Genomic DNA, 22587 nt, shown 5'->3' on the forward strand with positions numbered 1-22587 from the left:
TATGATGTATTTAATTTATTACAGCCCTAAGTAATTTTGACTATATGCCCAATCACAACGACATTGCCGATCAGATCATCATCGCCTTGCGGCGCGTCATTCGCGCCGTGGATCTGCATTCGCGCACATTGGTGCAAAGCCACGGTTTGACCGGGCCGCAAGCACTGATTCTAAAGGCTTTGCCAATAAATCCGCTGCCGGTCGGCGAGCTGGCGGGGCGGGTCAGTCTGAGTGTGGCGACAGTGACCGATATTTTGAACCGCCTGGAGCAGCGCGGCCTGATTACGCGGGAAAGGGATGAACAGGACAGGCGGCGGGTATTGGTGGGCGCGACACCGGACGGTCTGGCATTGCAGCAATCGTCTCCGCCTTTGTTACAGGAGCGCTTCGTGCAGAGTTTGAATGCGCTGCAGGATTGGGAGCAAACCATGCTGCTGGCCTCGTTGCAGCGGCTCGGGGTCATGATGGGCGCCGAAAACATCGACGCCGCGCCGGTATTATCCAGCGGTTCCCTGCGCGCCACCGCCGAAGCCTTGGAAGAGGTTCTGGAGCCTTTAGGCCAGCAGGATGAAACGGGGACTGAATCTCAAATGCGGAGCGAGTGGGATTGAGGGGGCTTGAATATAGGTTTTGGGTAGTCTGGATGTGGCGAAGCGGAAACCGGGAGTTGCCAGCCAAAATCACCCGGATTCCATTGCATTGCATCCAGGCTACGCGGCTTGCTTTAGATTGTCACGTAACCGCTATTGCTGCAACGTGACCTATCAGTTGGCTAAGCCCTGAACGGTATCGTTGAGGCAACAACTCGTTTTGCAAGCGCCGTCCTACCGTTAACTTCTAAGAGTCTCAGTACGGCTAATTTTGCCAATACAGATGACAACGATGGACCCAATATGATTTTGGCTACTATTCTCTCCAGAGAAAGATCAGCGGAGAATGTTTTTGGTTGTGGGGCAACGTTTAATCTCAACTTGGGCTCAACTCCCCGATTCGTAATTGCATAACCAAGCATCTCACTTAGTGAAGCGGAAGGATCTCGCTCTTTCAGATAGACAACTCTCTACTCCCTTTCTTCGTCGAATCCCGGGTGCTTCGTGAAGAGCGAAAACAACTTAATTTTCTCAAGCCAGTAGTGCGCGACAGAAATAAGATCTCTGTCATTAAGGTCTCGCTCAGCAATCAACGATGCAATTTCATCAAGCCTCTCATTCAGCCTTGTCTTATGAGTCTCTGGAGTCATGTAGTCGACCTAGTCAATGATGAGTGGTGATTTTTCGTTCTTCTCAATCTTGGCTGGATCAAAAACTATTGCTACTCCTGTTCCATTAGCTCCATAGCCAGGCCATATCGATAAAATTCCATCATTATTTTCTGGTTTATGCTCAGCAAGACAGAACGCGTAGGTGTCAAATGCATGTTCGTTGTCGTAACGCGCAAATCGCTCTTTAAAATGGTTAAGCAAAACTTTTTGTTTCTCATCATTTCCACATGCCGTTTTGAGTCCCTGATGAGTGCGAAAGGCATGAGCTCCTTCGTGCATTCCAAATCGAAGTTCGTCCAGATCGTTGATTAAAAGAGGATTGGAGAACCTAATCTCATTGGTCTGAATAATCTTCTCCAATGCGCTTAATGAGGTGTAATGTGTAAACTGTAAACTGCTTGAAGAATTTAATTCAGTGGAAGGGGACGATGGTCATAAAAGCCTTTCTAATTCTTCATCTAGTGCCGTTTTCATCGCAGTGATGCGCTCTACTAGTAATTAAGTTTCTTGATTAGCATAAACCAATGTGTAAAACGACATTTGAAGTTCAGTCAAAGCAAAAATATTTATTGATTTAAGTAATACTTAAATCAAATCCGGTAATCTGTGTCGCCAAATTCACTTCTGCACCCGATTCCGCCTAGCTTCCATCGGGTCTTGCATCAACGGCCGATAAATCTCCACCCGATCGCCAGTTTTAAGCGCTTGGTCCGGCTTGCAGACCGAGCCGAAGATGCCGATTTTTTGTGCCGACAAATCAATCTCCGCAAACTGTTGCAAAATACCGGATGCCTGGATAGCCTGCTCGGCGGTGCTGCCGGCGGGCAGGGTAACTGCAATGATCACCTGCCGCTCGGGCGTGGCATAAGCCACTTCCACGCCAATCAATTCATCCGCCATAGACGACTTTGGCCCGCTGTGTGAACGAGCTGATCATGGTGTTGCAAATCTGGTTGAACACCGGGCCGAAGGCCAGGCTGGCAAAGGCGCTGGCGATTTCGAATTCCAGGTCCAGGGAGATTTTGCTGGCATCTTCGCGCAGCGGCATGAAGCTCCAAAAGCCTTCCAGGGACTTAAACGGCCCATCCAGCAAGCTGATGTGAATTTTTCCACCGCGATCCAGATAATTGCGGGTGGAGAAGGACTTGTGAAAGCCGGCTTTGGCGATTTGGATTTCGCCTTCTACGACATTGCCTTCGCGCTTTAAAACTCGGCTGCCGCTGCACCAGGGTAAAAATTTTGGATACGACTCAATGTCGTCGACCAGATCGAACATCTGCTGGGCGGAAAATTTTACCAGGGCGCTTTTTTGTACGACCGAGACCATTACAATACTCCGAGCACATGTAAAAATACTAAAAATACTGCTGCTGGCGAAACGTACTTGATCAAAAATTGCCAAGCTTGAAAACCTTCCGCCGGCAGTTCCAGTTCCTGCTCGGCGTGCTGGATTTTCATCATCCAGCCGGCAAACACGGCTATGGCCAAGCCGCCCAGCGGTAACATCAGGTTGGCGGTCAGGTAATCGAGCAGTTCGAACAAGTTCTTATCGAACAGCTTTATATCCGACCAGATGTTGAACGAAAACACCACCCCCACCCCCAATGCCCAGCAGGCTGTCCCTGACCAGACGCAGGCTTGATGGCGTTCGACATTTTTATTTTCCGCCAGCCAGGCCACGGCGGGTTCGATCAAGGAAATGGAAGACGACAATGCGGCAAAAAACAGCAGGATGAAAAACAGCAAGCCAAATAGCCAGCCGCCGCTCATGTGGCCGAAAGCCAACGGCAGGGTTTGGAAAATCAGGCCCGGGCCGGCGCTGGCTTCCAGATTGTTGGCAAACACCAATGGAAAAATGGCGATACCGGCCAGCAAAGCCACCACGGTGTCGGCGCCGGCAATGAAAAAAGTGGTTTTAACAATCGACACATGGTTGGGCAGATACGAACCGTACGCCATGATGGCACCCATACCCAAGCTCAAGGTAAAGAAGGCGTGGCCCATGGCGGTCAGTACTGCGTCGGCGTCTATCTTGCTGAAATCGGGGCTGAACAAAAAGTGCATGCCCTGTTCATAGGCGCCGGTCGACATGGCGTAACCCACCAGCAAAATCAAAATCACGAACAGGGTCGGCATCAAAAAACGTACGGCTTTTTCCAGACCGCCTTGCACGCCGCGCATCACCAGTTGCATGGTGATGATCATAAACGCCGTGTGCCAAAAAATTTGTTGGACCGGGCTGGCCATCAAATTTTCGAACAGGCGTTGAATTTCTTCAGCGTCGCTATTAATAAAGCTGCCGAAGAAGGCTTTGACGATGTAGGCCATGGACCAACCGGCGATGACACTGTAATACGCCAAAATCAAAAAGCCGGCGATCATCCCCGCCCAGCCGACATAATGCCAACGCGGATCGACGCCCGCTTCTTCGGAAAGTGAGCGCATGCTGTTGATAGGGCTTTGCCGGCCGCGCCGGCCCAGCATGATTTCGGCAATCATGATGGGAATGCCGAGTGCGGCTATGCATAACAAATAGACTACAACGAAGGCGCCGCCTCCGTTTTCGCCGGTGATATAAGGAAATTTCCAGATATTTCCCAGGCCGACCGCGGAACCTGTGGCGGCCAGAATGAATGCGAAGCGCGACGACCATTGGCCGTGAATGGATGGGTTTTTGTCCGTCATGGTGCGTTGCTCTGTTATTAAGTCGTTATTTTGTGGGCGGGTCGGGTAAAATAACAAAATTATTGTTTTCAGTCAGTCTAAAAAAATCGACACAACGCCATGGCAGCCAAAAAATCCAAAAAGGACAGCAAGCAAAACGACAATACCATTGCCGTCAATCGGCAGGCTTCCCACGAATATTTTATCGAAGAACAATTCGAGGCAGGGCTGGTATTGGAAGGCTGGGAAGTGAAAAGTCTGCGTGATGGGCGCATCCAGTTAAAGGAAAGTTATGTCGATATCCGCCGTGGCGAAGCCTGGCTGTGCAGTGCGCACATCTCGCCGATGCTGTCGGCTTCGACGCATGTTAATCCGGATGCGGTGCGGCGAAAAAAATTATTGTTGCACAGACGCGAATTGAGCCGTTTGATCGGTTCGGTGGAACGTAAAGGCTTTACCTTGATTCCGCTATCCATGTATTGGGTAAGAGGCCGGGCCAAGTTAAAAATCGGTTTGGCCAAGGGTAAAAAGTTGCACGATAAACGCGCTACCGCCAAGGATAAGGATTGGCAGCGTGAAAAGGCGCGGGTCATGAAGCATGGCTGATGCAGCCAATAACCCGGTCGGTTTGCTGAAGGTTGAGCACAGTCTGTTGCTGATTGTTGATATGCAAAGTCGATTGCTGGCGGCCATGCCGCTGTCGGAGGCGCAAGCCATGACGGACAATTCAGGCAGACTGTTGAAAGCGGCCGCGTTACTGGATGTGCCGGTGCTGTTGACCGAGCAATATCCCAAGGGCTTGGGACGTACGGCCGAAAGCGTCAAGCAAGTGTTGCCTGATGCCGCGCAATGTTTCGAAAAGACGGCATTCTCATGTTGCGGTAGCGCGGAATTTAAGCAGGCCTTGTGTGTAGGCTCTAAAAACCAAATCATCATTGCCGGCCAGGAAACGCATGTTTGTGTGTTGCAAACGGCATTTGATTTGTTGCGGCAGGGTTTTGAAGTATTTGTGGTCGAAGATGCGGTTTGTTCACGAGCGGTTCCGCATAAGCATAACGCTCTGAGGCGCATGCGCCAAGCCGGTGTCGGTATTGTCTGTCATGAGTCGGTGTTGTTCGAATGGCTGCGCGATGCGCGGCATCCCCAATTTAAAATGATTTCCGCGCTGGTGCGCTAGATTATTAGTTGACGAGATGAAAAATTTCACCCCATTACTCTGCGGGCTGGCGCTGGCCGCCGGATTATTCGGTTGTAGCGAGCCCGGCCCCGATATCGCTAAATTCGAAGGCTTTACGCAAGGCACTAGCTATCACATCAGTTATTGGTCGGAAACACCGGTGGATGCTAAGGCGCTGGAATCGTCGGTGAACAAGGCGTTGGCCGATATCGATAAAAATTTATCCAATTACCGGCCTGACTCGGTTATCGAGAAATTCAATGGTAATCCATCAGCTGATAGCCAATTCGTCGGCGATGAAATTGTGGCATTAATTAAGGTGGCGGGTAAAGTCGGTCACGCCAGTCAGGGTTGTTACGATCTGACGATCAAGCCTCTGTTCGATTTATGGGGTTTTCAAGGCGACGCACTGAGCATACCCGATGAGGCAGTGTTGCAAAATGCCCGGGCGGAAATCGGCTTGGATAAAGTCGCGGTGGTCGACGATACCCATTTGCGGAAGCCCGCCGGTGTTCGCATAGATGTATCCTCGGTGGCGCAGGGTTACAGCGTGGAAAAAATTAGCCGGATTATGGAACGGCAGGGCGTACCTAACTACCTGGTTGAAATCGGCGGCGAACTGAAAACGCACGGTCACAAACCGGATGGTTCGGCCTGGCGCATCGCGGTGGAAAAACCGTTACCGGGCGAGCAGCGGTTGCTGAAAGTGTTGACCGTACCCAAGGACCAGCCGTTTGCGGTGATGACCTCGGGAACTTATCGGCACTATTTCGATGTCAATGGTCAGCGCTATAGCCATATTCTCGATGCACGCACCGGCAAGCCGGTGACGCATGATTTGGTGGCGGTCACGGTGTTGCATGAAGATCCTACCGTTGCCGACGCCTGGTCGACCGCTTTACTTTGCGTGGGTCAGCAGCAAGGCATGCAGCTGGCTAACGAGGAACACCTGAAAGTCTTGTTTATTCAGCAGCAAGGTGATGCTTTAGTGGAAACCAAGTCGCAAGCTTTAGAGGCTAGCGGTCTATCGTTTGAATGAGCCGTGTTTGAGCGTGGTAGTATCGCGGCAGGTTTTTCAGGGGGAACCGATGTTTGATTTAACCGATAATTTGCTGTTTTCCGTGCATGGCGGCGCCGATTCAGGCGGCGGTGTGGCGGGTACGGTGGCGGGTTTACTTAGTTTTGTGGAAGGTTTGCTGGCATTATCGCCGGCGGAGGTGTTTGCCAGACTGATGCCGGGGGTGTCCGCGCTGGAAAATCTACATCCTATGTTCGTGCATTTTCCGATTGCCTTGCTGCCGCTGTTTTTCCTGTTGGATGTAATCGGCACCCTCGCCAATAAACCCGATTGGCAGCGGGTTGCCGGTTGGTTTTTATATATTGGCGCGCTATTTGCCGGATTTACGGTAGCCGCCGGCCTAATTGCCGCCGGCGAGGTTGCACATGGCGGCGATGTGCATGAAATTATGGAAAATCATGAGCATTTAGGGATTTCGGTGTTTGCGCTGGCGACAATACTGGCGGTTTGGCGCTGGGCGGCCAAAGGGCGGGTTTCCGGTCCCGCCAACACCTTATATTTAATCTGTGCCGCCATTCTGGCTGTGTTGTTGCTGTTGACAGCCGATTTTGGCGGATTGATGGTTTATAAGTACGGTGTTGCAGTAGAGCCCGTGTCGGAAATGAATAAAGAAGCTGCGGCCCGCCACCAGCATGGGGAAGGAGTCTCCGGGCTCGATGCTCCGCGGATATCGGAGGATGACGATGAACAGCCTGAACATCGGCACGACCACCACGACCACAGTCATTAATGGCTAAAATTTCGGGTTTGATTTTTCAGGTTTTTTTGCAGGTTTAGATCATGAATTTATTAGCTTGTGTGGTATTCTAGCCGGCCTTTTTTGTGAGGCTTTTTATGCGTACCCGCGTTAAAATCTGTGGCTTTACCCGGGCGGAAGATGCATTGGCGGCCGCGAGGCTGGGTGTTGATGCGATTGGTTTGGTGTTTTATTCCCAGAGTCCGCGTAATGTGTCAATTGCCAGGGCCGCGGAAATAACCCGGGTTTTACCGGCTTTTGTTAGCGTGGTGGGGCTGTTTGTGGATGCCGAGCCGGACTGGGTGAGGGATGTGTTGGCCGAGATCAACATCGATTGCTTGCAGTTTCATGGCAACGAATCGCCTGAAGACTGTCGGCTGTATGCCAAGCCATATATCAAGGCAATTCGCATGCGGCCGGGCGTCGACCTGGATGATATTCAGGCACAATACGCCGACGCGGCGGGTTTATTGCTGGATGCCTATCATTCCGACGTGCAAGGTGGAACAGGCAATGGGTTTGACTGGGAACTGATTACCGGAAATCTGTCATTACCGTTGATACTGGCGGGAGGATTGTCGCCGGAAAACGCGGCGCTGGCTGTGCAGCAAGTCAGGCCGTATGCACTGGACGTGAGTAGCGGCGTGGAAGCCGGCAAGGGCATCAAGGATGCGGAAAAAATGGCTGCCTTTATAAGAAAAATTAATCAAACGACTTAAATAACTATGACAGACAAATACGATATGCCGGATGCTCGGGGCCACTTCGGGCCTTATGGGGGTATCTTTGTAGCGGAAACGCTGATGCCGGCTATAACCGAACTGAATGAAGCGTATCAACGCTATTTAGTCGATCCGGAGTTTATCGCCGAACTGGATGCCGATTTAAGAGATTACGTCGGCCGACCCTCGCCGCTTTATCATGCTCAGCGTTGGAGCCAGCACCTGGGCGGCGCGCAAATTTATCTGAAACGGGAAGACCTGAATCATACCGGGGCGCACAAGGTTAATAACACGGTTGGTCAAGCTCTACTGGCCAAACGCATGGGTAAAACCCGCATCATCGCCGAAACCGGTGCCGGCCAGCACGGTGTGGCCACTGCAACCGTGGCCGCGCGACTGGGGCTGGAATGCGTGGTTTACATGGGGGCGGTTGATGTAGCCCGTCAGGCGTTGAACGTTTATCGCATGAAATTGTTGGGCGCCACCGTGGTGGCGGTTGAATCCGGCTCGAAAACCCTGAAAGACGCCCTCAACGAAGCATTGCGCGATTGGGTGACCAATATCGATAACACCTTTTATATAATTGGCACCGTGGCGGGCCCGCATCCTTATCCGGCCATGGTGCGAGATTTTCAAACCGTGATCGGCCGCGAAGCCAAACAACAGTGCGTCGATCAGGCCGGTCGTTTGCCGGATGCCTTGGTGGCTTGTGTCGGCGGCGGTTCGAACGCGATCGGCTTGTTCTATCCGTTTATCGATGACAAGTCCGTGAAAATGTATGGTGTCGAAGCGGCGGGCGATGGTATCGAAACCGGTCATCATTCCGCGCCGTTATGTGCCGGTCGTCCAGGTGTGTTGCACGGCAACCGTACCTATTTGATGGCGGACGACGATGGCGAAATTATCGAAACTCATTCCATTTCCGCCGGTCTGGATTATCCCGGTGTCGGTCCCGAGCATGCCTGGTTGAAGGATACCGGACGGGCCAATTACGTTAATATCACCGATGACGAAGCCTTGGCGGGTTTCCATGCGCTAACACGCATGGAGGGCATTATTCCGGCTTTGGAATCCAGTCACGCCTTGGCTTACACCATGAAGCTGGCCCCGACCATGCGCAAAGATCAAATCATTATCGTTAATTTGTCCGGACGCGGTGACAAAGACATGCACACTATTATGCAACGCGAGGGGATCAGTTTATGAGTCGCCTTGCCAACAAATTTGCCGAGCTGAAAGCCTCGGGCCGTAAAGCGTTAATTCCGTTTGTTACCGCCGGCGATCCGTATCCCGAGTTCACCGTGCCGCTTTTGCACGAGATGGTGGCGGCCGGCGCCGATGTCATCGAATTGGGCGTGCCATTTTCCGACCCGATGGCCGACGGCCCGGTGATCCAACGCGCCAGCGAACGCGCCCTGGCGCACAAGGTTGGCTTGCGCAAGGTTTTGAGCATGGCCATGGAGTTCCGTAAAACCGATCAAGCCACGCCGTTGGTTTTGATGGGCTATTTGAACCCCATAGAAATGATGGGCTATGAAGATTTTGCCAATGCCGCGCAACGCGCGGATGTGGATGGTGTGTTGACGGTGGATTTGCCGCCCGAAGAAGCCGTGGATTGCGTAGCTTTGCTGCGCGAGCGCGGGATTGATCAGATTTTTCTGCTGGCGCCCAATAGCGATGCCGAACGTATCGCTAAAATGGATGCGGTAGGCAGCGGCTATTTGTATTATGTATCTTTGAAAGGCGTGACCGGGGCCGGCCATTTGAATACCGAGGACGTCAAGGAAAAGCTGGAATTGATCCGGGCAAATACCGTCCTGCCGGTAGGGGTCGGTTTTGGGGTGAAAGACGCCGATACCGCCAAAATCGTCGCGAATTTGGCCGACGGCGTGGTGGTGGGAAGTGCCTTGATCAGCAAAATCGAAGCCAATCTGGATGAGCCCGAGCAGGCTAAAAACCAGATTATTGCCTTGTTGAAATCCATGCGCACGGCGATGGATAGTTAAGAATTCAAGCGGAGTAGACAACGAATGAGTTGGTTTGAAAAATTAGTACCGTCTGTCATCAGAACTGACAATTCGGAAAAAAAGACCACCGTACCGGAAGGCTTGTGGAACAAATGTCCACGCTGCGATGCGATTTTGTTTAATGCGGAATTGGTTAAAAATGCCAGTGTTTGTCCGAAATGCAATCACCATTTACGTATTAATGCCCGCACCCGGTTGGATTTATTCCTGGACCCGGAAGGCCGGTTTGAGATCGGCGCGGGCTTAAAGCCTAGCGATCCTTTGAAATTTAAAGACAGCAAACGCTATAAGGACAGAATCAGTCAGGCGCAAAAGCAGAGCAATGAAAATGATGCGCTGGTCGTGGTGAAAGGCGCGTTAAAAGGGCAGGGCATTGTAGCGGCCGCGTTCGATTTTACCTTTATGGGCGGTTCGATGGGCTCGGTCGTTGGCGAACGTTTTGTGCGGGGCGTCAATGAAAGCTTGGCGTCACGGGTACCGTTCATCGTGTTCACCGCCAGCGGTGGTGCCAGGATGCAGGAGTCGTTGTTTTCCTTGTTTCAAATGACTAAAACCAGCGCGGCCTTGACTCGTCTGGCGGACGCCGGCATACCTTACATTTCCTTTATGACCGATCCGACCATGGGCGGTGTATCGGCCAGTTTGGCCATGTTGGGCGATATCAATGTAGCCGAGCCGGATGCTTTGATCGGTTTTGCCGGGCCGCGCGTGATTGAGCAAACCGTGCGGGAAAAATTACCCGAGGGTTTTCAGCGTAGCGAATTCTTACAAGAACACGGCGCGATCGATATGATTATCGATCGCAGAGACATGCGCGATAAAATTGCCAGTATCCTGTCCATGTTGTTTCCGAATGTGGTCCACAGCCAACCAGTCCCCGAACAGCCTGCCGAAGTCATCGAAAGCGAAATATTCGTCAATTAGCCTGCGATGGCACGCTTTACAGCGCTGGAAGACTGGCTTGCCTGGCAGGAGCAATCTCATCCACGGCCGATAGATTTGGGTTTGGAGCGGGTGGCGGGGGTTTTTTCGCGGCTTGCCGTCAAGCCCAAAAAAATCCCCACCATTACGGTTGCGGGGACTAACGGCAAAGGTTCTTGCGTGGCGTTTCTGGAAGCCATATACCGTGCGCAAGGCTATAAGGTGGGCGCCTATACTTCGCCACACATATTGCGCTACAACGAGCGAATTCGGGTCGATGGACAACCCGCGGCCGATGAGGATATTTGTGCTGCCTTTGAATGTATCGATGCTGTACGGGCCGATACCAGTTTGAGTTATTTTGAATTCAGTACTCTGGCTGCGCTGGATGTTTTCAGCCGGGCCAAGGTCGACGTGCGGATTTTGGAAGTGGGTTTGGGCGGACGCTTGGATGCCGTCAATATCGTGGATGCCGATGTGGCTTTAGTTACCACCATCGCGATTGATCATGTCGACTGGCTGGGCGACACCGTGGAAGCCATCGGGCGGGAAAAAGCCGGTATTTTCCGCAGCGGCGTGCCGGCCGTGATAGGCGATCAACAGGTTCCCGGGTCTTTATTGCAAGCCGCCCGGGAAAAGCGGGCCGAGCTGATGCAAATCGGTTTGGTGTTTCATTATGAAACGCAAGCGCATGCCTGGGCTTGGTGGACGGATCAGCTAAAATTAACCGACTTGCCGTTGCCCGCGTTGCAAGGCGAACACCAGTTTCGTAATGCTTCTGCCGTGATTATGGCCGTGATGTGTTTACAAGCAGTCCTGCCGGTCGAGCCGGCGGCTATTTGCCGGGGGGTACGGGAAGCGCATTTAAACGGGCGCTTTCAACTGATAGCCGGAGAAACGCCTGTATTATTGGATGTCGGGCACAATCCGCAGGCCGTGCAAACGCTGTTGAGCTATTTGCAGAGTTATTTTCCGGAAGTCAAAATTCATGCGGTATTCGCGATGATGAAAGACAAGGATATTCCCGGCGTATTGGCCATGATGCGGGACAGGGTGGATCATTGGTATTTAGCGCCATTAAAGAATCCGCGTGCCGCGAATGTAGAATTATTGAATCGTTATTTTCAGCAACAAGACATTAAGAACGTGAACAAAGGATACACCGACTTTGCCAGCTGTTTCGAAGCGGCCCAAAGCGCAGCCAGGTCCGGCGAGTTAATCCTGATTTTCGGTTCGTTTTTTTTGGTGTCCGAGTATTTATCCCAATTTGCCTAGAGGTGATCAACATGGATCAAGAGTTAAAGCAACGATTGATTGGCGCCGCTGTCATTACGGCACTGGCAGCCATTTTTGTACCGATGCTATTCGATGACCCTATCGATGAATCGGGTAAGAGCATTAATGAATTGAAAATCCCGGAATTGCCCGCCAAGGCGCAAGACGTGGAAATTATGCCGTTGCCGGAAAAAGTCGAGGATGTGGCGACTTTGGCCGAAGAAAAAAAACCTGACGCGCCGGCTGTGGTTTACGAAGCAGACGAAGAAGCCGATCTGGAACCGTCTCGGCCGCTGACGCGTATCACTGCAAAGGAAACCGCCGCACCGCCGGCCCCTCCCATCAAATTTGTCGAACCCGATGCGGAGGAAGAGGATGTTGCGATTCAGGCTGCACCGGTTGAATCCAAAGCCCAACCGCTAAAACCCGCGCCTGCGGTGGAAGCGCCGGTTAAAGCGGTAAAACCGGCGGTTGTCGAGCCGCCCGCCAAAACAACCGCTGCCGCTGAAAACGCGGTGACCCGCTTATATCTGAATGCCGGCAGCTTCAGCCAATTGTCTAATGCGCAAAGCTTATTGGACACGCTTAAAAAACAAGGCTTTGCGGCTTCGATAAAAGAGGTGGCCACCGAAAAGGGCAAAATCTACAAGGTCAGGGTCGGTCCCATGCTGGATAAAGCCAGGGCCCAGGCGGTCAAATCCAAGCTGTCTCAAATTAATATCAACAGTTTTGTTACGGGTGATGAATAACGGCTTCGGTTTCATTTTAGCCGGGTTTAACCGTGCTTGACAGCTTGTCCATGGATAAGATGATTTGGGTTGATTACGCCATTAGCGGATTGATCCTGGTGTCGGCGGTGATCGGTTTGCTACGCGGGTTCATCAAGGAAGCCTTTGCCTTGACTATCTGGGTGGTCGCTATTTGGGTAGGTATGTATTACAGCCGTGATTTCGCGGTGTTGCTGCAAAGTACCATCAGTTATCCGTCGGCCCGTATCGCCGCCGCTTTTGGTCTTCTGTTTTTTATGACCCTGCTTTTGGGGGCCCTGATCAGTTTTATTCTGAATCAATTAATCGAAAAAACCGGCTTAACCGGCTCCGACCGTATATTAGGCATACTATTTGGTGTGTTGCGCGGTGCGGTATTGGTATCGGTTTTAGTGATGCTGGGGGGGATTACGCCATTACCCGAAGATCCATGGTGGCAGCAATCTTTGTTGATTCCGCCGTTTCAATCTCTCGCCGTTTGGCTGAAAGATCACATCCCGTCAGATCTGGCGGGCTATATCCATTTTCGTTAGCTATTTAGGTTTGTTATGTGTGGTATTGCCGCGATTGTTTCCAATCAAAATGTCAATCAGGATTTGTATGATGCCTTAACCGTATTACAACATCGGGGACAGGATGCCGCAGGGATTGCCACCTGTGAGGGTGCGCGTTTGCATTTGCGTAAGGAAAATGGCTTGACCCGGGATGTGTTTTCTAACAAGGAAATGCTGAAATTGAAGGGCACCATGGGGATTGCCCATGTCAGATACCCGACCGCGGGCTGTACCAGTTCAGAAGAAGCGCAACCTTTTTATGTCAATTCGCCCTTCGGTTTGACGCTGGCGCATAACGGCAATTTGACCAATACCGAAGAATTGAAAATTCAAGTGTTCGTCGACGATCAACGGCACATCAACACCGAGTCCGACTCGGAAGTACTGCTTAACGTGTTTGCGCATGAGCTGCAGCAGGCCGGTAAGCTGACCTTGACGGTCGAGGATGTGTTCAAGGCCGTCAGTGTGGTGCATAAACGTTGCCGCGGGGCTTATGCGGTCGTGGTGATGATTGCCGGTTTTGGTATTTTGGGCTTTCGCGACCCGCATGGGATACGCCCCATCGTGTTTGGCGAGCGTAAAACCGAGGATGGCACCACGGATTATATGATCGCTTCGGAAAGCGTGGCGCTGGACGTACTGGATTTCAAATTAATCCGGGATATTGCCCCTGGCGAAGCGGTGTTCGTCGAAGCGGCGGGTAAGCTGCACATCAAACAATGCGCGGAAAAGACCAACCATTGCCCTTGCATATTCGAGTATGTCTATTTTGCCCGTCCCGATTCGATTATCGACAACATATCCGTCTATAAAGCTAGAATGCGGATGGGTAAAAAACTAGCCAAAAAGATCGAAAAAGAATGGGGCAATCATGATATCGATGTGGTGATACCTATTCCCGATACCAGCCGCACCTCGGCTTTAGTGATCGCGCATGAGTTGGATGTTAAATTTAGGGAAGGGTTTATGAAAAACCGCTATATCGGGCGCACCTTCATTATGCCGGGCCAGAAAATGCGTAAAAAATCGGTCAAGCAAAAACTGAATGCCATTCCCCTGGAGTTCAGAGGTAAGAATGTGTTGCTGGTGGACGATTCGGTGGTACGCGGTACGACTTCCGAACAGATTATTCAGATGGCGCGCGATGCCGGGGCTAAAAAGGTTTATTTTGCCTCCGCGGCGCCGCCGGTGCGCTATCCGAATGTATACGGCATCGATATGCCGGCCGCCCATGAATTGATTGCGCATGGCCGCACCGAGCTGGAAGTTTGCAAAGCCATAGGCGCGGACAAGTTGATTTACCAGGATCTGGATGATCTGATCGATGCGGTGGGTAAGGGTAACCCTAATATTAAACAGTTCGATACCTCCTGTTTTAGCCATGAATACATTACCGGCGATATTGATGACGACTACTTGGCGCGTATTGAAGCGTTACGAAACGATGGCGCGCAGGAACAGCGTAATGCTCCATTAGCTGCCGCGCAAAAATAGCGGGATAAAGTTATGACAGATATTGATTGGCAGGAATATTCCCTGGAAACCCAGGCTATCAGAGCGGGGCATCGGCGGACGCATGAAGACGAACACAGTATTCCGATTTTTGCCACGTCCAGTTATGTGTTCGAATCCGCCGAGCAGGCTTCTTTGCGGTTTACCGGCAAGCAACCGGGTAATATCTATTCGCGCTTTACCAACCCTACCGTAAGCGCTTTTCAGGAACGGCTGGCCTTGATGGAGCGGGGAGAACGCTGTTTGGCGTTTGCATCCGGCATGGCGGCGATCATGGCGGTGGGGATGGCCTTGTTAAAGGCGGGCGATCATGTGGTGTGTTCGCGTAGCGTGTTCGGCAATACGGTACTCACCTTTCAAAACTATTTCGGCAAATTCGGTGTGAGCTGCGATTTTGTCAGCTTGACGGATCTGTCCGCCTGGGAAGCGGCCATTCAACCCAATACCCGGTTTTTGTTTTTGGAAACCCCCTCAAATCCGCTGATTGAAATTGCCGATATCCAGGCATTGGCCGATATTGCGCATGGTCATGGTTGCCTGTTAGTCGTGGATAATTGTTTTTGCACCCCGGTGCTGCAGCAACCGCTGACCCTGGGTGCGGATCTGGTGGTGCAATCAGCCACCAAATTCATCGACGGACAGGGGCGTTGCGTGGGCGGAGCCGTGATCGGCAGTGAAGAGCTGATCGAAAAGGACATTTACCCTTATCTGCGTACCGGCGGCGCCTGCATGAGCCCGTTTAATGCCTGGGTATTTTTGTCCGGCTTGGAAACGCTGGCTATACGCATGAAAGCGCATTGCGACAATGCTTTTATATTAGCCGCATGGCTGGAAGCCCAGCCTGCCGTCACCAAGGTACATTATCCGGGTTTGGAGTCTCATGCCCAGCACCAGTTGGCCAGACGGCAGCAAAGCCATTTCGGCGCGGTGGTCAGTTTTGAACTGACCGGCGGCAAGGAGCAGGCCTGGCGGCTGATCGATGCGACCCGCATGTTATCGATTACCGCCAATCTGGGCGATGTAAAAACCACTATCACCCATCCCGCCACAACGACTCACGGCAGGTTGAGTCCCGAGGCGAGGGCGGAAGCCGGAATTTCGGACAGTCTGGTCAGAATGTCGGTTGGTCTGGAAAATATCGACGATATCAAGGCTGATTTATTAAGGGGTTTGTAGGGGTAGCGAATGGAATTTGCCAAGAATGTGCTCTCCGACAATGTCAGGGTATTGAAAAGCCAAGTTTCCAAAACCGCTTATCAAGGTGTAGCCATCGCAATTTCCAGCATTATTCTCGCCACGCTCGGCGTCAGTCTTTATCAAACCGGCGCTATCAGCCTGGATAGCGTTGTTAAAGCCCAATCCGATAACTATGGTCTCTGGGTATTGGATTGCATACCGTTTGTTTTCGGGTTTTGGGGGCAGTATTCCAGCTCGATCATAGCCTATCAGGCTGGTGCGATGATCTTCGATCAGACGCATGAATTGCGGGCGCATGCCGAGTCGATGGAAAAACAGGCCAATTACTCCGCAACCCATGATATTGCTACCGATTTACCTAATCGGGCGTTATTTTACGATCGGGTTGAGCAAGCCATTCTATCGGCCAACAATCAAAATAAATTACTATCGATTTTATTGGTGGAGTTTGCCAATTTTAAGGAAGTTTATGATACGTTGGGACGCAACAGCAGCGATTTAATCTTGAAGCAAATCGCCACCCGCTTGCAAAGCGTGGTGCTGGGTAACGACAGCGTCGCCCGTATCGACGGTAATATTTTTAGTGTATTGGTGCCTGCCACTGAAAACGAAAATGCCGGGGTCATGTTGGCCAAGAATGTCCAGGTCGCCTTGGAATCGCCGTTTAAGGTGGAGCGGTTGAGTCTGTCCATTCATGTCAACATCGGCATAGTCAACTTTCCCGAGCATGGCGAGGATGTCGACACCTTGGTGCAAAAAGCGGGCGTGGCGCTGTTTATGGCGGGCAAGTCTCATGAAGGTTACTCGGTTTATACCTCGTCATTTGACGATCATAGTCCAAGACGTTTGACGCTGATGAGCGAACTGCGCCAAGCATTGGAAAGGGAAGAATTGCAGATTTACTACCAGCCTAAAGTCTGCATAAAAACCGGCCGGTTATATGGCGCCGAGGCCTTGGTGCGATGGAATCACCCCAAGCATGGTTTTGTTCCGCCCGATGAGTTTATTCCCATGGCGGAAAGAACCCGCATGATCAAGCATTTGACCTTGTGGGCATTAAAGCAGACCTTTAGGCAGTGTGCCGAATGGCACCGGCAGGGTTTGGATTTGACTATTTCCGTCAACTTGTCGGCGCGGGATTTGCATGATCCGGAGTTGCCGGACATCGTTGCCGGCCTGGCGGCCGCTTCCGGGATCCAGCCCTCCTGGATGATGTTGGAGATTACCGAGAGTTCCATCATGACCGATCCGCAACGAAGTCTGGAGATTATTCAGCGTCTGCATGATATGGGCTATAAACTTTCAATTGATGATTTTGGTACCGGTTATTCGTCATTGGCCTATTTGAAAAAAATGCCGTTGACTGAGTTGAAAATCGATAAATCCTTCGTAAGCGACGTGCTAAAAAGCGAAAACGATGCGGTCATCGTTAAAGCCACTATCAATCTGGCCCACAACTTGGGTTTGCAGGTCGTTGCGGAAGGCGTGGAAAACCAGCAAGTCATGGTGCTACTGGATAGTTATGCGTGCGATCTGGCGCAAGGCTACTTTTTAAGTAAACCGATTGCATTGGAAAATTTTAATGAATGGATGCGTTCCGACTCGGCAAAATTTATTCATCCCAAATCCAATTGATGCGTACTGGATCACCGACTGATCTAAGCGCGGAATGTAAAAATAAGCTATCTTTGATGCACCCATCGATATACACGAGATTTTCACCATGTTTCAAGAACGAAAAGAATATAGAAAAAATTTCAACGCCATTGGTCAGTTGAATGTAGGAGGTGAAACCTTGCAGTTCAATTGTTATGACGTGTCCGTCAAGGGTGCCATGATTGAACTGATACCCGGACATCTTTTAGCGACGGTCGAGGATTTTGAACACTTGCTGTTCGAAGACAATCGGGCGGAAGTGTTTATTGAAGAACTGATGCTGGCCGGGGAAGTCAGCATCGTCTGGGTGCGGGAAGAACGCGGCAGAATTTTGATGGGGTTGGAGTTTGAGTCCGTGGTGCATAACGCCGAGAAATTATGGCTGAAACGGCGCGGCTACCGCAAAACCGAGCCTTTTACCGCCGAGCTATTCATCGATAAGGACCGCTTACATGTAGAAGGCATTAACCGGTCGACCAAAGGTCTTTGCGTAAAAATGTTGGTTCAGCATCCGGCCGTTAAAGTGAATGCGCCGGTTAAGTTACAGATCAAGGAATTCGGTCTGGTGGCCTTGGGTAAGGTGGTTTGGGTTAGTTCCGCGGATGAGTCTACCTTGATCGGCTTGCAGATCATCTCAATCAGCTGAGCGGGATTTCAAACCTGCAGCAAAGGGTCTAGCTGCTTTTGCATATCGAGGGCGTGTAAATCGTCAAAACCGCCGATATGCCGTTCGCCGATAAATATTTGCGGTACTGTCCTACGTTTGGTTTTTTCCATCAATTCCTGACGCAATCCAGGCTCTGAATCGACATCGATTTCGCTGTAGCTTGCGCCCTTGCGCTCGAATAATTTCTTGGCCATCGTGCAATATGGGCAAAGCCGACCCGTATAGATAATGATTTCAGGCATAGTTTAAATTAATAAATTCTAATAAAGATGATATTCTAACCAGCATTCTGGCTTTGCTCAATAGCCAATGCATGGGCCAACGGGATTAATAATGTTTGGGCGGCGCTGGCGAGCGAGTCGCCAAAGGCAACGATGCCGTCCTCGTGGCCGAGCATACTGAAAATGGGTAGGTTATTCAGTTGTCCGGAATTAAAAAGCTGCTCAACTGCTTCAGTCATCTCTATGCTGCCATAGGCAATCTCAGCCCGAGTGTATGGCAAATCCAATCGGTGAGTGTGCCGCCAAATTTCAGGACAATGCACATGTATTACGGCTTGAGCCTCGGGCGCTAACGCATAGATACTGGCATGGGTTAATGCTTCCGAGGATGGCCTGCTGGGACCGCGCGAACGGATAGTATTGAGTTTTGCAGAAGCCGTTTCAACAATGGCAAAATGTTCGCGGTTAAGGCAAGCCAGATGTCCTGTTTGAGTGGCGGATATCAAAAAACTATTTCGGCCGGGCGTCAGTCGTTGGCTGATATTACCGTATCCGAGGCCATGATACTTTTCCGGTTTTTGTCCAATTATCCCTAATCTAAAGAATAGGCCGCGCCAGCCGTTGATGGGGCCAATATCGATTGAAGGCAAAAGCTCGCTTTGATGATGCTCAAGCCGATATTTGATGACGCCTTCTAGTTCAGACATGTTATTTTCTTTCCCATTGTTTATTTTCCGTCTGGTTTTCAAATACATGAGTTTTAATACTTGCAAATATGGCTTGTCGCTTGGGTTGATAGCGTTTTTATTCAGTGTAAACCTAGCTTGGGCCGGGAATCAAAAACAGGCTGTAAAAAGTATCACGTTGGACGAGATTCAGCAGCGGATAGCGTCTATTAAAGATAGGCAAAACATATCGGAAGAACTGAAAAATCGCATTCTTGCCGCTTATCAGGAAAGTGACGATAACCTAAGGCAAGTGCAGCGCCAGGAAAATCTAGCCGAAGACTTTAAACGCTCCACAAGAAATCTGCCGCTGGATTCCAAGCAGTTGCAGTTGCAAATCAATGAGACTGAAGCGTTGCTGAGGCAGCGCAAATCGGAAAAACTTAGCTCATTTCCGGTTGACGAGCTTGAGCAACGTTTGGTGATTGAAAAAACCCGGCTCAGCGATTTGGATGCCGAAATTGCCAAAAACGAAGGACTGATCACTGAATTGATGAATAGTCCGCAATCCATTCGGGAAAAAACGGCCGAAATAAAAACCAAGCAATCGGACGCTCTACAAGAACAACAGCGACTGGCCAGCAAGAATACTGAAAATTTGTTGGAGAAAGAGGCACGGCAAATTCAGGTGGAAACGCGTCTAAGATTGTTCAATAGCACTTTGAAAATGCTGGGACTGGAAAGTATTAGCGATCCCTTGCAATTACAGCTGCAAAAGGACCGCATGCACCTTTTAAGTTTACAGCGGGAAAGGCAGATGTTGCTAATCGGTGAACTGGATGCCTATCTGCTGGAAAGGCGCCAACAGGAAATCGATAGGGAGCAGGCTGAATTGCTGTTAGCCGAAAAGGAAGCGGAAGGCAAGCACCCTTTGATTCGGGAAGCGACCAAGGAAAACATGCGCTTCAACCGGGATTTGCAGGAAGTCAATAAGAATATCGAGCGCTACCAAACTCAAAAAAATGAACTGGATACCCGCTCGCAACAAATAGAGAAAGATTTTCAAAGTGCCGAGCAAAAAATCAGTCTGGCGGGTTTGAGTCCGGCTTTGGGAAATTTACTGAGAGAGCAGCGCCGCAACCTTCCGCAACGCAAGCAATACAACAACCTGAATAACAACATTCAAACGGAAATTGCCGCGGCTAGCTTGGAAATGTTCAAACTCGATGAAGTCAAAAAGCAGCTGATGGACGTGAATCAGGCTTTGCTTAGCCGTTTGGAACAACAATTACCGGCTAATGTTGATCCGGCTGAATCGTTGCGGATCAGAACCGAGCTGCGCATGTTGTTGAACGACCAGAAAGATCTGGTTGGGCGTCTGGCCTTGGCTTACAGCGACTATGCTCGCTTATTGGGCGATGTCGATTTTGTCTTACAACAAATGCTGAACGGAGCCGACCACTTCGGTGCTTATCTGGATCAGCGCTTGTTGTGGGTGCCAAGTGCGCCGGTGATCACCCAAGCTTATTTAACCAATATCTTTCATTCCGCGGTGTGGTTTTTTGCACCGTCCAACTGGTTGCATGCGGTTGAAAATCTGATCCAGGGCTTGGAAACCTATCCGGTGTTTTTGCTGGCTTTGGTCTTTGCCGTCATCGTTTTATATTGGCGGTATAGGAATGATTTAAAACAGCGCTTATTGGCGATATTGAGTAAATGCAGTTCCAATCAATATTTGGTGAATTTTAGCCAAACGTTAAGCAGTTTGGGTTTTATCCTGCTGTTGTCGTTGCCTATGGCGTTATTAATGGTGTGGACGGCTTGGGTGATGACCTTGACCGGCAATGCGGATGCCTTTAGCCGTGCCGTGGCCGCCGGATTGATAGCCGCCGCGGTGCCGTTGGCGATAATGCAGTTTTTTTATCGAATGCTCAAACCGGAAGGTGTGGCGGAGTTGCTGTTTCACTGGCAAAAGCGTTCGGTGCAATTGCTGTACAGTCAAATTAAGTGGGTGCGTTTCATCATCATTCCGGCGGTATTTATCGTCAGCATGGCCAATACCAATTTGTTTTCGGAGCAAAGCCACGCGTTGGGCAGAACCGCGCTAATTATTATGATGATGACGATGTCTTATATTTTTCATCGCTTTACCCACCCGCTGACCGGTTTGGCTAAATCGTTTTATACCTATTCCGATAACTGGCTCAGTCGTTTTCGCTATATCTGGTATCTGATAGCGACTTTGGCGCCCTGGGTTGTGATTGGGTTTGCAGTAATGGGTTATTACCAAAGCGCGTTGGAGTTGGAAAATAAGTTGATTATCACCTTGCGTCTGGTGTTTATCACGGCTTTGTTTCACGCGCTGGTTTTGCGTTGGCTGACGGTAACCAAGCGCCAGCTAGCGTTGCAAAATGCTCGGCAGAAACGCAAGCAAGCCGATCAGGTTAATGTGAATACCGGCGCGGAAGGGGCTTATGTGCAGGAAGAAACCCTGTTGGATCTTTCCAAAATTAATCAGCAAAGTAATAAATTGTTGACGACCGTGGTTGCGGTGACATTAACCGTCGGGGTCTGGATGATTTGGAAGGACATCTTGCCGGCATTTTCCATTTTCGAACGTATCGAGCTTTGGCAATATAGCGATATGGTGGACGGCAAGGAAACCGTCATCAGGATTACCCTGATCAATTTATTGATCAGTATCTTCTACATCGGCTTAACGGTGGTGTTCGTCAGTAACTTTCCCGGATTGGTCGATTTGATGTCCGCCGGTAAATTTTCCATGACGGCGGGTAGCCGATACGCCTTGATTCAATTGATGCGTTATTTGTTAGTTAGTATTGCTTTTTTGTGCATTGCTAATGAGCTGGGCGGTAGTTGGTCGCAAGTGCAATGGTTGGTGGCCGCGCTCAGTGTGGGTTTGGGTTTCGGATTGCAGGAAATTTTCGCCAATTTGGTTTCCGGGATTATTTTGTTATTCGAGCGACCTATCCGGGTAGGCGATACCGTAACGGTAGGCGATGTCACCGGGCGGGTGTGTAGAATTCAGATGCGAGCGACCCACATTATCGATTGGGATATGAAAGAACTGGTAGTGCCGAACAAAAATATCATCACCGAGCGCTTGGTGAACTGGACTCTGACCGATACAGTCACGCGGGTTGTGTTGATGATAGGTGTCGGCTACGGCAGTAATGTCGATCTGGTGGAACGGGTGTTAAAGGACGTGATTAATTCGGTTAAATTGGTATTGCCGGAACCCGAGCCCTCCATCAGTTTCATGACATTCGGCGAAAGCTCCCTGGATTTTCGGGTTTGCGTATTCGTGCGCGAGTTGGGGGATAGGATACCGGTGACGCACGAATTGCATAAAAAGTTTTACGCGGCCTTGCAAGAGAATCATATCGAGATTCCGTTTCCACAACGAGACATCCACATCCGCTCGGTGGAAGAAGGTATTTTTTCTGCTTGAGAGTTTGGATAAGTC

23 protein-coding genes are annotated in these 22587 nt (G+C 50.6%); 17 read left to right on the top strand and 6 right to left on the bottom strand.

What is annotated here, in order from left to right:
• Positions 1-44: 44 nt before the first annotated feature.
• On the top strand, positions 45-611 hold the full coding sequence (locus tag M0R33_RS16810) for a MarR family transcriptional regulator (RefSeq protein ID WP_292571834.1): 567 nt from the start codon (positions 45-47) through the stop codon (positions 609-611).
• Positions 612-1249: 638 nt separating this feature from the next.
• Here the strand turns inward: M0R33_RS16810 and M0R33_RS16815 are convergent.
• The 4 genes from M0R33_RS16815 to M0R33_RS16830 all read right to left on the bottom strand — a co-directional run bounded on the left by M0R33_RS16815 (position 1250) and on the right by M0R33_RS16830 (position 3946).
• Complete coding sequence (locus tag M0R33_RS16815; protein ID WP_292571837.1) at positions 1250-1621, bottom strand: hypothetical protein; 372 nt, start codon at positions 1619-1621, stop codon at positions 1250-1252.
• A gap of 258 nt (positions 1622-1879) precedes the next feature.
• Complete coding sequence (locus M0R33_RS16820) at positions 1880-2146, bottom strand: RnfH family protein (protein ID WP_292571968.1); 267 nt, start codon at positions 2144-2146, stop codon at positions 1880-1882.
• 4 nt (positions 2147-2150) lie between these two features.
• On the bottom strand, positions 2151-2588 hold the full coding sequence (locus M0R33_RS16825; RefSeq protein ID WP_292571839.1) for a type II toxin-antitoxin system RatA family toxin: 438 nt from the start codon (positions 2586-2588) through the stop codon (positions 2151-2153).
• A complete protein-coding gene (locus M0R33_RS16830) occupies positions 2588-3946 on the bottom strand; it encodes a sodium-dependent transporter (protein ID WP_292571843.1) in 1359 nt (452 codons plus the stop codon). Before M0R33_RS16830 ends, M0R33_RS16825 begins: the two co-directional genes overlap by 1 nt.
• A 99-nt stretch (positions 3947-4045) precedes the next feature.
• Between M0R33_RS16830 and smpB the strand changes: the two genes are divergently transcribed.
• The 15 genes from smpB to M0R33_RS16905 all read left to right on the top strand — a co-directional run bounded on the left by smpB (position 4046) and on the right by M0R33_RS16905 (position 18193).
• A complete protein-coding gene (gene smpB, locus M0R33_RS16835; protein WP_292571846.1) occupies positions 4046-4531 on the top strand; it encodes an SsrA-binding protein SmpB in 486 nt (161 codons plus the stop codon).
• Positions 4524-5102 (top strand): hydrolase, encoded by a 579-nt coding sequence (locus M0R33_RS16840; protein WP_292571849.1) that lies wholly within the window; start codon positions 4524-4526, stop codon positions 5100-5102. The genes smpB and M0R33_RS16840 overlap by 8 nt, the downstream gene beginning before the upstream one ends.
• Before the next feature lie 16 nt (positions 5103-5118).
• The gene (locus M0R33_RS16845; protein WP_292571852.1) at positions 5119-6141 is read left to right on the top strand and encodes an FAD:protein FMN transferase; all 1023 of its coding nucleotides are present in this window, start codon (positions 5119-5121) and stop codon (positions 6139-6141) included.
• A gap of 49 nt (positions 6142-6190) precedes the next feature.
• Positions 6191-6910 (top strand): DUF2231 domain-containing protein, encoded by a 720-nt coding sequence (locus M0R33_RS16850; protein ID WP_292571855.1) that lies wholly within the window; start codon positions 6191-6193, stop codon positions 6908-6910.
• A gap of 104 nt (positions 6911-7014) precedes the next feature.
• Positions 7015-7635: a phosphoribosylanthranilate isomerase gene (locus M0R33_RS16855; RefSeq protein ID WP_292571858.1), complete on the top strand. Its 621-nt coding sequence runs from the start codon at positions 7015-7017 to the stop codon at positions 7633-7635.
• A 6-nt stretch (positions 7636-7641) separates the two neighbouring features.
• Positions 7642-8844 carry a tryptophan synthase subunit beta gene (trpB, locus tag M0R33_RS16860; RefSeq protein WP_292571860.1) on the top strand — a complete coding sequence of 401 codons (1203 nt, stop codon included), beginning with the start codon at positions 7642-7644 and terminating at the stop codon, positions 8842-8844.
• Positions 8841-9644: a tryptophan synthase subunit alpha gene (gene trpA, locus M0R33_RS16865; protein ID WP_292571863.1), complete on the top strand. Its 804-nt coding sequence runs from the start codon at positions 8841-8843 to the stop codon at positions 9642-9644. Before trpB ends, trpA begins: the two co-directional genes overlap by 4 nt.
• 24 nt (positions 9645-9668) lie before the next feature.
• The gene (gene accD / locus M0R33_RS16870) at positions 9669-10589 is read left to right on the top strand and encodes an acetyl-CoA carboxylase, carboxyltransferase subunit beta (RefSeq protein ID WP_292571866.1); all 921 of its coding nucleotides are present in this window, start codon (positions 9669-9671) and stop codon (positions 10587-10589) included.
• A 6-nt stretch (positions 10590-10595) separates the two neighbouring features.
• Entirely contained in the window at positions 10596-11861 is a 1266-nt protein-coding gene (gene folC, locus M0R33_RS16875; RefSeq protein ID WP_292571869.1) for a bifunctional tetrahydrofolate synthase/dihydrofolate synthase, read from the top strand.
• Between the two features lie 11 nt (positions 11862-11872).
• Positions 11873-12610 (top strand): SPOR domain-containing protein, encoded by a 738-nt coding sequence (locus tag M0R33_RS16880; RefSeq protein WP_292571871.1) that lies wholly within the window; start codon positions 11873-11875, stop codon positions 12608-12610.
• A gap of 32 nt (positions 12611-12642) precedes the next feature.
• A complete protein-coding gene (locus tag M0R33_RS16885; protein WP_292571875.1) occupies positions 12643-13161 on the top strand; it encodes a CvpA family protein in 519 nt (172 codons plus the stop codon).
• A gap of 15 nt (positions 13162-13176) precedes the next feature.
• Entirely contained in the window at positions 13177-14676 is a 1500-nt protein-coding gene (gene purF / locus M0R33_RS16890) for an amidophosphoribosyltransferase (protein ID WP_292571878.1), read from the top strand.
• A gap of 12 nt (positions 14677-14688) precedes the next feature.
• A complete protein-coding gene (locus M0R33_RS16895) occupies positions 14689-15870 on the top strand; it encodes an O-succinylhomoserine sulfhydrylase (protein ID WP_292571881.1) in 1182 nt (393 codons plus the stop codon).
• Positions 15871-15879: 9 nt separating this feature from the next.
• Positions 15880-17526 (top strand): bifunctional diguanylate cyclase/phosphodiesterase, encoded by a 1647-nt coding sequence (locus M0R33_RS16900; protein WP_292571884.1) that lies wholly within the window; start codon positions 15880-15882, stop codon positions 17524-17526.
• An 88-nt stretch (positions 17527-17614) separates the two neighbouring features.
• Positions 17615-18193: a PilZ domain-containing protein gene (locus tag M0R33_RS16905; protein ID WP_292571886.1), complete on the top strand. Its 579-nt coding sequence runs from the start codon at positions 17615-17617 to the stop codon at positions 18191-18193.
• Between the two features lie 8 nt (positions 18194-18201).
• On the opposite strand, the gene grxC is transcribed toward M0R33_RS16905, so the two are convergent.
• Positions 18202-18456 (bottom strand): glutaredoxin 3, encoded by a 255-nt coding sequence (grxC, locus tag M0R33_RS16910; protein ID WP_292571889.1) that lies wholly within the window; start codon positions 18454-18456, stop codon positions 18202-18204.
• Between the two features lie 35 nt (positions 18457-18491).
• Positions 18492-19142: a class II aldolase/adducin family protein gene (locus M0R33_RS16915; protein ID WP_292571892.1), complete on the bottom strand. Its 651-nt coding sequence runs from the start codon at positions 19140-19142 to the stop codon at positions 18492-18494.
• Positions 19143-19188: 46 nt separating this feature from the next.
• On the opposite strand from M0R33_RS16915, the gene M0R33_RS16920 reads away from it, so the two are divergent.
• Complete coding sequence (locus tag M0R33_RS16920) at positions 19189-22572, top strand: mechanosensitive ion channel domain-containing protein (RefSeq protein WP_292571895.1); 3384 nt, start codon at positions 19189-19191, stop codon at positions 22570-22572.
• Positions 22573-22587: the final 15 nt, after the last annotated feature.

The sequence above is a fragment of the Methylomonas sp. genome, from assembly GCF_023228165.1.
GTDB lineage: Bacteria > Pseudomonadota > Gammaproteobacteria > Methylococcales > Methylomonadaceae > Methylomonas.